The organism is Kineococcus sp. NPDC059986 (assembly GCF_040702905.1).
In the GTDB taxonomy this organism is placed as follows: domain Bacteria; phylum Actinomycetota; class Actinomycetes; order Actinomycetales; family Kineococcaceae; genus Kineococcus.
The window spans coordinates 19,282-31,219 of record NZ_JBFBND010000001.1; the positions used below are offsets into that span (position 1 = coordinate 19,282).

An 11,938-nucleotide genomic window follows, 5' to 3' on the forward strand; every position below is an offset into this window, starting at 1 on the left:
GCGGGTCACGCTAGGACGGACCTCCGACACGACCCCCGCACGAGCGGGGAGCTGTGGACGAACGGCCCGGCGAGCCCCCTGTGGACACGGCGATGCTATCCGTACACGTGTTCGATCCCAAGCCACCGCTGCCCGGCGTGTCGGCCCGTGGCTAGGCTCGGCGCCGTGACACAGGAGTCCTCCCCCACCCCTCAGCCCAGCCCCCGGCCCGTCCCGCAGGTCCTCGACCCGCGCGGTGCCGCCCTCGTCCCCGCGGGTGCCGTCCTGGAACGCCTCGGCACCGGCAGCACGTGGGCCGAGGGCCCGGTCTGGCTGCCGACCGAACGCGCCTGCATCTTCAGCGACATCCCCGGGAACCGGATCCTGCGCTGGGACGAGGGCACCGAGGGCCTGACGGTGCACGCCGACGGGGTCGAGTTCACCAACGGCCGCACCCTGGACGGGCAGGGCCGCGTCGTCGCGTGCTCGCACGGCCGGCGCGCCGTCGAGCGCACGGAGGCCGACGGCAGCACCCACGTCCTCGTCGACCGGTTCGGCGACAAGAGGTTCAACTCCCCCAACGACGTCGTCGTCGCCCGCGACGGCGCGATCTGGTTCACCGACCCGCCCTACGGCATCACGGTCGAGGTCGAGGGCCACGAGGGGTTCCGCGAGTACGGCGACAACTTCGTCTTCCGCCTCGACCCGGCCACGGGTGAGCTGCGCGTCGTCGTCACCGACGTCGAGGAGCCCAACGGGCTCGCCTTCTCCCCCGACGAGTCCCTGCTCTACGTCGCGGACACGTCGGCCGCCCCCACCCCCGGCAACGGCACCCACCGCCTCATCCGCGTCTACGACGTCCTCACGGGCGTGCGCGGGGGTCGCGGCGCCGAGGCCGTCCCGTCCGGACCCGTCGTCAAGAACGGACGGGTCTTCGTCGAGGTCGACCGCGGCCTGGCCGACGGCTTCCGCGTCGACACGGCCGGCAACGTCTGGACGAGCAACGGCGACGCGGTGACGGTCTTCGCGCCCGACGGGACCCGCCTGCTCGAGGTCGTCGTCGGCGAGGTCGTCGCCAACGTCTGCTTCGGCGGGGCCGACGGCACCGACCTGTTCGTCGCCGCCTCGACGAGCCTGTACCGGTTGCGCACGACGGCGGTCGGGGCGGACCTGACGTGGCGGTGAACCAGGACGTCGCCGCCGAGCCCGGGCGCCCCGAACCGCCGCAGCGAGCCGGCGAACGCGAGACGCTGGCCGGCTTCCTCGACTTCCACCGCGCCACCTTCGCGTGGAAGGTCGCGGGGCTGGACGCGGAGCAGCTGCGGCGCCGGTCGGCCGAACCGTCGTCGATGTCGCTGCTGGGCCTCGTGCGGCACCTCGCCGACGTCGAGCGCAGCTGGTGGCGGACCCGGGTCGACGGCCAGGACGCTCCCCCGGTCACGTACTCGCCGGACAACCCCGACGGCGACTTCGACGACGTCGACGACGCCGACCCGCACGAGGCGCTGGCCTGGCTGGCCCGCGAGCAGGACGAGGCCCGGCGGGTCCTCGCCGCGCACGACCTCGACGAGGTCTTCGAGCACCCCCGGCAGGGGACGACGAGCGTGCGCTGGGTGCTCGTGCACCTCGTCGAGGAGTACGCCCGGCACAACGGTCACGCCGACCTGCTGCGCGAGCGGATCGACGGCGCCACCGGGGAGTGACGGGCGAACCGACCGGTCAGCGGCGCCGGGGCCGGGGGTCCCTGCCCAGGCGCCGCGCCTCGGGGACGTCCATGGCCTCGCACAGGGCCAGCCAGATCGCCTTCGGCTCCACCCCCGCGTCGAGGGCCTCGCGCGCCGTCCGGTCGTCGAGGGCCAGCAGGTGCTGGTCGGCGGCCAGCGACCGCCCGTAGGCGTCCCCGAACTCGTCGGTGACCAAGGTCCAGAACTCGCTGACGCGCATGGGCGCCAGGGTGCCACGCGGCGCGGACGCCCCGGCACCAGGCGCGGACGCAGCTCTCACGGGGCGCACGTGTCGGAGGCGGGTGGTGTCATGACCGGGTGACCTCGCCACGCTCGTCCCAGCCTCCCGCCGCGCCGGCGTCGGACGACGTCCTGGGGCGGTTCTCCGAGGCCACGCGGGCGTGGTTCACGGGGGCGTTCGCCGCCCCGACCCCCGCCCAGCTCGGGGCGTGGGACGCCGTCAGCCGCGGGCAGCACGCGCTCGTCGTGGCCCCGACGGGGTCGGGCAAGACGCTGTCGGCCTTCCTGTGGGCGCTCGACGGCCTGGCGGCCGAACCGACGCCGGAGGACAAGGACCACCGCTGCCGCGTCCTGTACGTCTCCCCCCTCAAGGCGCTCGCCGTGGACGTCGAGCGCAACCTGCGCTCCCCGCTGACGGGCATCCGGCAGGCCGCGCAGCGCCTGGGCCTGCCGGTCCCGGACGTGCGCGTCGGCGTGCGCTCGGGCGACACCCCGGCCGAGGAGCGGCGCGGATTCACGCGCACCCCGCCGGACGTGCTCATCACGACGCCGGAGTCGCTGTTCCTGCTCCTGACGTCCAAGGCGCGCGAGCAGCTGCGCGGGGTCCGGACGGTCGTGCTCGACGAGGTCCACGCCATGGCCGGGTCCAAGCGCGGCGCGCACCTGGCGGTGTCCCTGGAACGCCTCGACGCGCTCGTCGCCGCGGCGGGCGGCGGACCGACGCAGCGCGTCGGGTTGTCGGCGACGGTGCGGCCGGTCCAGACGGTCGCCGAGTGGGTCTCCGGCGGCCGCCCCGTCACGGTCGTGCAGCCGCCCTCGACGAAGGAGTTCGACCTGAAGGTCGTCGTCCCCGTCGAGGACATGAGCCAGCTCGACGCCTCCGGCCGGGGCGCGGAGGACCCGGACGACCTCACCGGCCAGGCGGCGGGCAACCCGCGCCGGGCGAGCATCTGGCCGCACGTCGAGGAACGCATCGTCGACCTCGTCGCCGAGCACCGCTCGACGCTCGTGTTCTCGAACTCGCGCCGGTTGTCCGAACGCCTCACCGCGCGCCTCAACGAGATCTGGGACGAACGGCTGAACCCGGAGGAGGAAGGGGACGCCGAGACGCCGGCCGCCCCACCCGCCGAGGTGATGGGCGCCGCGGGGCACGCGCAGAACCGCCCGCCCCTCCTGGCCCGCGCCCACCACGGGTCGGTCTCGAAGGAGCAGCGTTCGCTCATCGAGGAGGACCTCAAGGCCGGCCGCCTCCCCGCCGTGGTCGCCACGTCCAGCCTGGAGCTCGGCATCGACATGGGCGCGGTCGACCTCGTCGTCCAGGTCGAGTCCCCGCCCAGCGTGGCCAGCGGTCTGCAGCGCGTCGGCCGCGCTGGCCACCAGGTCGGGGCGGTCTCCCGCGGTGTGCTGTTCCCCAAGTTCCGCGGTGACCTGCTGCAGACGGCCGTCGTCGTCGAGCGCATGCGGGACGGGCGGATCGAGGAGCTGCACGTCCCGGCCAACCCGCTCGACGTCCTGGCCCAGCAGATCGTCGCGATGGTCGCCATGGACGAGTGGACGGTGCCGGACCTGCTGGCGCTGGCCCAGCGCGCGGCCCCGTTCGCGACGCTGTCCCGCGCCGTGCTCGACGCCGTCCTCGACATGCTCTCGGGGCGCTACCCCAGCGACGAGTTCGCCGAGCTGCGCCCGCGCCTGGTGTGGGACCGCGTCACCGACACCCTCACCGGACGCCCCGGCGCGCAACGGCTCGCGGTGACCAGCGGGGGGACGATCCCCGACCGCGGGTTGTTCGGCGTGTTCCTGGCCTCGGGCGAGGGGCCGGGCCGGCGCGTCGGCGAACTCGACGAGGAGATGGTCTACGAGTCCCGCGTCGGCGACGTCATCACGCTGGGTTCCTCCGCCTGGCGGGTGGAGGACATCACCCACGACCGGGTCCTCGTCACACCCGCGCCGGGTCAGCCGGGGCGGTTGCCGTTCTGGCACGGGGAGGCGCTCGGCCGGCCCGCCGAACTCGGCCGCGCCCTGGGGGAGTTCGTCCGCGAACTGGGGGCCCTCGACGGGGGTTTCGGCGGTGGCGCCGCGCGCGAGCGGGTGCTGGCCGCGGGCCTCGACGACTGGGCCACGGGCAACCTGCTCGCCTACCTCACCGAGCAGCAGGAGGCGACGCGGCACGTCCCGGACGACCGCACGATCGTCGTCGAGCGGTTCCGCGACGAGCTCGGGGACTGGCGCATCTGCATCCACTCCCCCTTCGGCGGTCAGGTCCACTCGCCGTGGGCCCTGGCCCTCGGCGCCCGCATGCGGGAACGGTTCGGCGTCGACGTCCAGGCCATGCCCGCCGACGACGGGATCGTCCTGCGGCTGCCCGACCTCGACCTGCCGCAGGGGCAGGCCCCGGACGTCGCCGACCTCGTCGCGCTCGAGGCGAACGAGGTCGCCGAACTCGTGACCGCCGAGATCGGCGGGTCGGCGTTGTTCGCGTCCCGGTTCCGCGAGTGCGCGTCCCGGGCCCTCCTGCTCCCCCGCCGCCAGCCCGGTCGACGGCAGCCGCTGTGGCAGCAGCGCCAGCGCGCCGCGTCGCTGCTGCAGGTGGCCAGCCGGTTCGCGAGCTTCCCGATCGTCCTGGAGACGGTGCGCGAGTGCCTGTCCGACGTCTTCGACGTGACGGGGCTGGAACAGCTCATGGGCGACCTGGCCGCACGCAAGGTCCGGATCGTCGAGGTCGAGTCCGCCCAACCCTCGCCGTTCGCCCGGGGCCTGATGTTCGGGTACGTCGCGCAGTTCCTCTACGAGGGCGACTCCCCGCTGGCCGAGCGGCGGGCCGCGGCCCTGGCCCTCGACCCGAGCCTGCTCGCCGAACTCCTCGGCCGGGGCGAGGGGGCCGCGCTGCGGGACCTGCTGGACCCCGAAGCGGTGCAGCGCACCGAGGACGAGTTGCAACGCCTCGTCCCGGAGCGCAAGTCCACCGACGCCGAGGACGTCGCGGACCTCCTGCGCGTCCTGGGCCCGCTGACGACGGTGGAGGTCGCCACGCGCAGCGACGGCGAAGCGGCCCGCTGGCTCGCAGGGCTGGAGGACGCGCGCCGGCTCATCCGGGTGCGGATCGCGGGCGAGGAGCACTGGGCCGTCATCGAGGACGCCGGGCGGTTGCGCGACGGCCTGGGGACACCGCTGCCCGTCGGGATCCCGGAGGCGTTCACCGAACCGGTGGCCGACCCGCTCGCGGAACTGTTCGGGCGCTACGCCCGCACCCACGGGCCGTTCACGGTGACCGAGGCCGCGGCCCGCTTCGGCGTCGGCCGCGCCGTCGCGCACGACGCGCTGCGACGGCTGCAGGCCTCCGGCCGACTCGTCGAGGGCGAGCTGCGCCCGGGCGGGACGGGGCTGGAGTTCTGCGACGCCGACGTCCTGCGGATCCTGCGCCGCCGGTCCCTGGCCGCGCTGCGCGCCGACGTCGAGCCCGTCCCGCCCCGCGACCTGGCCCGGTTCCTGCCGGCCTGGCAGGGCGTCAGCACCGGTCTGCGGCAACGGATGCGCGGCGTCGACGGCGTCCTGCGCGCCGTCGAGCAGCTCGCCGGGGCGGTGGTGCCGGCCAGCGCCCTGGAACCCCTCGTGCTGGCCTCCCGCGTCGAGGGGTACCTCCCCTCGATGCTCGACGAGCTCACCGCGGCGGGCGAGGTGGTCTGGTCCGGTCACGGCAGCCTGCCCGGTGACGACGGGTGGGTCTCGCTGCACCCGGCCGACCTCGCCCCCCTCACGCTGCCCGACCCGGCCGAGGCCGACGTCGAGGTGGACACCGAGCTGCACCGGGCGGTCCTCGACGCCCTCGGGGGCGGGGGCGCCTACTTCTTCCGGGCGCTGGCCGACGCCGTCGGGTCGACCGACGACCCGGGGCTGACGGCCGTCCTGTGGGACCTCGTGTGGGCGGGGCGGTTGACCAACGACACCCTCGCCCCCCTGCGCAACCGCCTCGGCGGCCGGGGCGCCCACAAACCGCGGGCGGCGGCGCCGCGGACGCGGTACACCCGGCCCGGACGGGCTCCCCGCGGGACGCGGCGACTGGAACTGCCCTCCCGTGGCGGCCCGCCCTCGGCGGCGGGCCGGTGGTCGCTGCTGCCGGAGGTGGAGACCGACGCGACGGTGCGCGCGCACGCCAGCGCCGAGGTCCTGCTCGACCGCCACGGGGTCCTGACCCGCGGCGCGGTCGGCAGCGAACGCGTGCCCGGCGGGTTCGCCGCGGTCTACAAGGTCCTGTCCGCCTTCGAGGACGCGGGCCGCGCCCGCCGCGGGTACTTCGTCGAAGGGCTCGGCGCGTCGCAGTTCGCCACGACGGGGGCCGTGGACCGGCTGCGGGACACGGCGAAACCCGTCGGCGGGGCGAGCCCGTCGCAGCGGCGCGGAGCGCCCGACGCCGGGCCCGGCGCGCTCGTGCTCGCCGCGACCGACCCGGCCAACCCCTACGGTGCGGCGCTGCCGTGGCCCGAACGTCCCGAGGGCAGTGCCGGCGCGACCGGGCACCGTCCCGGACGCAAGGCGGGGGCGCTGGTGGCCCTCGTCGACGGCGAGCTCGCGCTCTACGTCGAGCGCGGCGGGCGGTCGGTCCTGTCGTGGACGGCGGAGGAGGCCGTGCTGCAACCGGCGGCCGACGTGCTGGCCCTCGCGGTGCGCGAGGGGGTGCTCGGCAAGCTCACGGTCGAGAAGGCCGACGGCAGCGGAGTGCTCGCCGCGGACTCGCCGCTGGGGCGGGCCCTGGAAGGGGCCGGCTTCCACGCGACGCCGCGCGGCCTGCGGATCCGGAGCTGAGGCGGTGCCCGAGGGGGACGTGGTGTGGCGCACGGCGCAGCGCCTGCACAAGGCGCTCGCCGGGCGTGAGCTCACCGAGAGCGACCTGCGGTGGCCCAGCCTGGCGACCGTCGACCTCACCGGCCGGGAGGTCGTGGAGGTGGTCAGCGCGGGCAAGCACGTCCTGACGCGCCTCGCCCCCGGTCCCGTCGTGGACGGGGCAGCGGACCCCGCCGTGACACTGCACAGCCACCTGCGGATGGAGGGCTCCTGGTACGTCGAGCGCACCGGGGACCCGCGGGGCCGGCGGTCGGCGTCGGGGGTGCGGGCCGTGCTGGGCACCGACGTCTGGACCGCGGTCGGGCACAAGCTCGGCATGCTCGACCTCGTCACGACCGACCGCGAGGGCGAGCTCGTCGGTCACCTCGGCCCGGACCTGCTGGGTCCGGGCTGGGACCCGGCCGAGGCCGAACGCCTGCTGCTGGAGGACCCCGACCGGCAGGTGGGAGCGGCACTGCTCGACCAGCGCGTGCTCGCCGGCGTCGGGACGTTCTACATGGCCGAGGCGTGCTTCCTGGCCCGGCTCACCCCGTGGTCGGCCGTCCGCGACGTCGAGGACCCGACGGCGTTCGTGGCGCTCGTGCACCGGCTGCTCGACGTGAACAAGGACCGCGTGGACCAGGTGACGACGGGCGACCTGCGGCGGGGTCGGCAGAACTACGCGCACGCGCGGTCCGGGCTGCCGTGCCTGCGCTGCGGAGGGACCGTCCGCGTCGCGATGATCGGGGACCCGCCGCAGGACCGGACGGCGTTCTACTGCCCCGGCTGCCAACGCGGGCCGGCCCCGACGGACGACGGCCGACCGCAGCGCCCGTTGGGCAGCTCCGGTCGGCCGCAGACCGCGCGCACGTACCGCACGCGGAAGTGAAGGCGCTGGTCGAGGTGGGGCTGGTCGAGGTTGGGGCTCAGGCCGCCGGGATGAGGCGACGGCGCACGATGAGCTCGAGCTCGGCGGGCAGGCCCTCGAGTTCGACCGAGTACTCCCGGCTCGGGACCTCACCGAGGGCCGAGCCGATCGCGTGGTCGACGACGGAGTCGACGGCCTGCTCGACGAGCGCGTCCAGGTCGGTGTCGATCTCGACGTCCAGGTCGGCGGCTCCGTCCACCGCGGGCAGGTCCGCGACCGGCCCGGCGGGATCGACGACCTCGGGTGCCGTGGGCCGGGGAGCGGGCGTGGGGACGATGCCCTCGGCGGCGTAGCGGCGGCGGGTGCCGACACCCTCCTCGTCCGCGATGCGGCGGGTCACCTCGCCGAGGACCTCGGACAGGGGGACGTCGAGCGCGGTGCAGATGGAGGCGAGCAGCTCGCTCGAGGCTTCCTTCTGGCCGCGTTCCACCTCGCTGAGGTACCCGAGGGACACCCGGGCCGTCGAGGAGACCTCGCGCAAGGTGCGTTGCTGCCCGCGGCGTTCGTCACGCAGCACGTCACCGATCGTCCGGCGGAGCACGACCATGCGGCGGCCTCCCTCAGGGAGTCGAGGAGGCAGTCCTCGCAGTACCGGTCGTCCGTCCGGCGCTGTTCGGTGGCTGCCTGTAGTGGAGCCACCACCGTACCCCGAGCGCGGCACGGAGGTGGGGGTGGGAGCAGGGTTGCGCACGTCTGGCTCAACTCCCGGGCGACGGCTCCTGTTCCTCGCCCTCCCCCGCGGCCCCCCACCCGGTGGCCGGCAGCAGCGGCAGCAGCTCGGCGAGGACCGCCCGCACGGTCTCGCGCCGTACGGAGGGCCGGTCCCCCGGGACGTCCAACCGCACGTGCCGCGCCCCACCGGGCAGCTCGTCGGCGGCGATCGCCACGAAGACGGTCCCGGCGGGGAACCCGTCGGCCGGTCCCGGACCGGCGACCCCCGTGGTGGCCAGGCCGACGTCCGCCCGCAGGACGCGCCGGGCGCCCCTCGCCATCTGCTCGGCGACCACGCCGTCCACCGGGCCCGTCCGGTCCAGGGCGCCCACGTCGACCCCCAGGACGCTCGCCTTGAGCTCCGTCGCGTACGCGACGACCCCGCCGCGGACGACGGCCGAGGCCCCCGGCACGTCGACGAGCGTCGCGCAGAGCAGGCCGCCGGTGAGGGACTCGGCGGTGGCGACGGTGCGGCCCGCCGTGACGAGCCCGGCGACGACGGCCTGCGCGAGCCCGGCCGGCCCGTCGCCGGTCACGGACGCAGGAGCTTGGCGCCGGCCACGAAGTACGCCCAGGCGCTCCAGATGGTCAGGACGACGGCCACGGCCATGACGGCCAGGCACACGGGGTCCAGCGCGGCGGGGAGCGGCAGCACGAACAGCCCCACGGCGACCGTCTGGACGACCGTCTTGATCTTCCCGCCCTTGGCGGCGGGGATGACCCCGCGGCGGATGACGATGAAGCGCAGGAGCGTGACGAGCAGCTCCCGGACCAGGATGACCACGGTCATCCACCACCACAGCCGGCCCTGCAGGGACAGCACGACGAGACCCGCCCCGATGAGGGCCTTGTCGGCGATGGGGTCGGCGATCTTGCCGAAGTCGGAGACGACCTCCCAGCGACGGGCGAGGTGTCCGTCGTAGCGGTCGGTGATGCTGGCCCCGATGAAGACGACGGAGGCGGCCAGGCGCCAGCGCCAGTCCGTCCCGGAGTTCTCGGCGAGGAACCAGACGAAGACCGGGACGAAGACGATGCGCAGGACGGTGAGCGCGTTCGGCAGGTGCACCCTGTGCGTGTTCCAGTGCAGACCCGCCTTGGTGCTCATGCCCCGACCGTAGTCCTCGTCCGCGGCTCGGTCTCGACCAGCGGTGCGGCGAGCAGGTCGGCGCCGGCGACACCCGTGACGCGGGCCCGCACGAGGTCGCCCACGGCGACGTCGACACCCGGGGGCAGCTCCAGTTCGGTCTCGCCGTCGACGTCGGGTCCCTGGTGGGCGGCGCGGCCGACGACGTGCGGGTCGCCGTCCTCGTCGACGACCGACTCCACGAGGACCTCGACGACCTCGCCGAGCCGCTCCTCGGCGCGCTGGGCCACGAGCTCCTCGACGAGCCGGCTGACGCGGTCCAGGCGCGCGGCGACGACGTCGTCGGGCAGCTTGCCGTCCAGGGTCGCCGCCTCCGTGCCGTCCTCGTCGGAGTACCCGAAGACGCCGACGACGTCGAGGCGGGCGCGTTCGAGGAAGGAGCACAGCTCCTCGACGTCGTCCTCGGTCTCGCCGGGGAACCCGACGATGACGTTGGAGCGGACGCCGGCGGTCGGGAACCGCTCCCGCACCTGCTCCAGCAGCGCGAGGAAGGCGTCGGTGCTGCCGAAGCGGCGCATGCGGCGCAGCACGTTCGGCGCGGAGTGCTGGAACGAGAGGTCGAAGTAGGGGACGACCCCGGGGGTGGCGGTGAGCGCGTCGAGCAGTCCCGGGCGGACCTCGGCGGGCTGCAGGTAGGAGACGCGGACCCGCTCGATGCCCTCGACGGCCGCCACCTGCGGCAGCAGGGCCTCCAGCGCGCGCAGGTCCCCGAGGTCCTTGCCGTAGGAGGTCGTGTTCTCGCTGACGAGGAACACCTCCTTGACGCCCTGCTCGGCCAGCCAGCGCGTCTCGGCGAGCACCTCGTCGGCGGGCCGGGACACGAAGGAGCCGCGGAAGGCGGGGATGGCGCAGAACGAGCAGCGGCGGTCGCAGCCGGCGGCGATCTTGACCGGGGCCCACGGGCCGGACCCGAGACGGCGGCGCACGACGCGCGGACCACTGGCCGGGGCCAGCCCCTCGGGCAGGTCGGGTTCGGCGATGCTGACAGCTCGCGCGGCCTGGCGTTCGGCGGGCGCCAGCGGCAGGAGCGTGCGGCGGTCGCGCGGGACGTGCGACTCGCGCTTCTCCCCGTGCAGGATCGCCTCGAGGTGGCTGGACAGGTCGGCGTAGGAGTCGAACCCGAGGACGGCGTCGGCCTCCGGCAGCGACTCGGCGAGGTCCTTGCCGTAGCGCTCGGCCATGCACCCGACGGCGACGACGGCCTTCGTCCGGCCCGCCTCCTTGAGGTCGGCCGCGGCCAGGACCGTGTCGATGGAGTCCTTCTTGGCCTGCTCCACGAAACCGCACGTGTTGACGACGGCCACGTCGGCGCCGTCCGCGTCGTCGACGAGGGTCCACCCCGCGTCGGCCAGCCGACCCGCGAGCTCCTCGGAGTCGACGTCGTTGCGGGCGCAGCCGAGGGTCACGAGGGCGACGGAACGGGTGGGGGTGGGCACGGCCCCAGGGTACGTGGCCCGGGGACCCCGTCCGGCCCTCCGCGACCCCCCGCGACCTCCCGCGGGGCGGGAGGCAGGTGGGACCGGCTCAGGCCGTGCGGGCCCGGGGGGCGTGCGGGGCGGGCACCCGGCCCACCTCCCCCACCTCCGGCGCGGCGGGGGCGGGGGCGTCCTCCGGGTGGGGGGCGGGCCCGGAACCGCCGGCGCGCACCGGGTCGCCGTCGCGGCCGTGGTCGGCGGCCGGGGGGTGCGGGTGCGGGTGGTCCAGGGCCGTCCCCTCCTCCAGGAGGGCGCGCATGGGCCGGGTGGGCCGGAACCAGCCACCGTCGGGGGGCAGCGCCGTCAGGCGGGTGCGACCGAGGGAGACCTGGAACGCGCCGGGAACGTCCTCGAGGTCGACGAACTCGATGAGCGGGGACTCCTGTGCGTAGCCGGCGACCTCGGCGAAGGAGAGGACGACCACGCGCACCCCGGCGCGGTGCAGCTCCTCCAGGGGGAGGAGGAAGTTCCGGCCGTCGCCGCTGGCCACGACGACGCGGCGCAACCGGTGGCTGGCCTGCCGGGAGGCGATGTGCTGCAGCATCGCGTCGTCGACGTCGTCCTCGGGGTGGACCTTGGGCCGGGCGAAGACCGCGTACCCGAAGCTGCGCAACGCCTCGATCCACCCGCGCAACGAGACCGCGCTCGTGGGGTGGACGTTGGTGAACACGCAGCCCTCGACCTCGTGGTCGGCGGCCTCGGCGAGGAACCAGCGGGCGATGGCGTCGAACCGCGGACGGTCCGAGGACGCCGGCCGCGAACCGAGGATCGAGGACAGCGTCATGTCGATGTTCGGTGCGTCCCAGACGAGGAGGTCCAGGTCCCGTCGCTCCGTCTCGCGGCGTTCACTCCGGTCGCCGGGCCGGTCGGCGGACTGCCGGACGGGCTCGGGGGGTCGCGGCGCGTCCATGGTTCAAAG

The 11,938-nt window shown here is 75.2% G+C and carries 9 protein-coding genes and 1 pseudogene; 4 read left to right on the forward strand and 6 right to left on the reverse strand.

Features of this window, described 5'->3' with window-relative positions; genetic code table 11:
- Positions 1-264 precede the first annotated feature (264 nt).
- Positions 265-1,164 carry an SMP-30/gluconolactonase/LRE family protein gene (locus AB0637_RS00115; RefSeq protein ID WP_366169465.1) on the forward strand — a complete coding sequence of 300 codons (900 nt, stop codon included), beginning with the start codon at positions 265-267 and terminating at the stop codon, positions 1,162-1,164.
- Positions 1,155-1,682, forward strand: coding sequence for a DinB family protein (locus tag AB0637_RS00120; protein WP_366169101.1), 528 nt, complete (start codon positions 1,155-1,157; stop codon positions 1,680-1,682). Before AB0637_RS00115 ends, AB0637_RS00120 begins: the two co-directional genes overlap by 10 nt.
- A gap of 16 nt (positions 1,683-1,698) precedes the next feature.
- On the opposite strand, the gene AB0637_RS00125 is transcribed toward AB0637_RS00120, so the two are convergent.
- Positions 1,699-1,923, reverse strand: coding sequence for a DUF3046 domain-containing protein (locus AB0637_RS00125; RefSeq protein ID WP_366169102.1), 225 nt, complete (start codon positions 1,921-1,923; stop codon positions 1,699-1,701).
- 98 nt (positions 1,924-2,021) lie between these two features.
- Between AB0637_RS00125 and AB0637_RS00130 the strand changes: the two genes are divergently transcribed.
- Both AB0637_RS00130 and AB0637_RS00135 read left to right on the forward strand, forming a co-directional pair.
- A complete protein-coding gene (locus AB0637_RS00130) occupies positions 2,022-6,743 on the forward strand; it encodes an ATP-dependent helicase (protein ID WP_366169103.1) in 4,722 nt (1,573 codons plus the stop codon).
- Between the two features lie 4 nt (positions 6,744-6,747).
- Positions 6,748-7,650 (forward strand): DNA-formamidopyrimidine glycosylase family protein, encoded by a 903-nt coding sequence (locus AB0637_RS00135; protein WP_366169104.1) that lies wholly within the window; start codon positions 6,748-6,750, stop codon positions 7,648-7,650.
- A gap of 355 nt (positions 7,651-8,005) precedes the next feature.
- Here AB0637_RS00135 and AB0637_RS00140 read toward each other — a convergent pair.
- The 5 genes and pseudogenes from AB0637_RS00140 to AB0637_RS00160 form a co-directional block, all read right to left on the reverse strand.
- Positions 8,006-8,236 (reverse strand): annotated as a pseudogene (locus tag AB0637_RS00140) (helix-turn-helix transcriptional regulator); the annotation flags it as partial.
- Between the two features lie 151 nt (positions 8,237-8,387).
- Positions 8,388-8,936: a CinA family protein gene (locus AB0637_RS00145; RefSeq protein WP_366169105.1), complete on the reverse strand. Its 549-nt coding sequence runs from the start codon at positions 8,934-8,936 to the stop codon at positions 8,388-8,390.
- Positions 8,933-9,505 (reverse strand): CDP-diacylglycerol--glycerol-3-phosphate 3-phosphatidyltransferase, encoded by a 573-nt coding sequence (gene pgsA / locus AB0637_RS00150; protein WP_366169106.1) that lies wholly within the window; start codon positions 9,503-9,505, stop codon positions 8,933-8,935. The genes AB0637_RS00145 and pgsA overlap by 4 nt, the downstream gene beginning before the upstream one ends.
- On the reverse strand, positions 9,502-10,980 hold the full coding sequence (gene rimO, locus AB0637_RS00155) for a 30S ribosomal protein S12 methylthiotransferase RimO (protein WP_366169107.1): 1,479 nt from the start codon (positions 10,978-10,980) through the stop codon (positions 9,502-9,504). Before rimO ends, pgsA begins: the two co-directional genes overlap by 4 nt.
- An 88-nt stretch (positions 10,981-11,068) precedes the next feature.
- Positions 11,069-11,929, reverse strand: coding sequence for an NYN domain-containing protein (locus AB0637_RS00160; protein WP_366169108.1), 861 nt, complete (start codon positions 11,927-11,929; stop codon positions 11,069-11,071).
- Between the last annotated feature and the right edge of the window lie 9 nt (positions 11,930-11,938).

Bases quoted from the DNA above. Each gene is read 5' to 3' on its own strand.
- pgsA (WP_366169106.1), bottom strand. From the start codon at position 9,505: ATGAGCACCAAGGCGGGTCTGCACTGGAACACGCACAGGGTGCACCTG.
- AB0637_RS00160 (WP_366169108.1), bottom strand. From the start codon at position 11,929: ATGGACGCGCCGCGACCCCCCGAGCCCGTCCGGCAGTCCGCCGACCGG.
- AB0637_RS00125 (WP_366169102.1), bottom strand. From the start codon at position 1,923: ATGCGCGTCAGCGAGTTCTGGACCTTGGTCACCGACGAGTTCGGGGAC.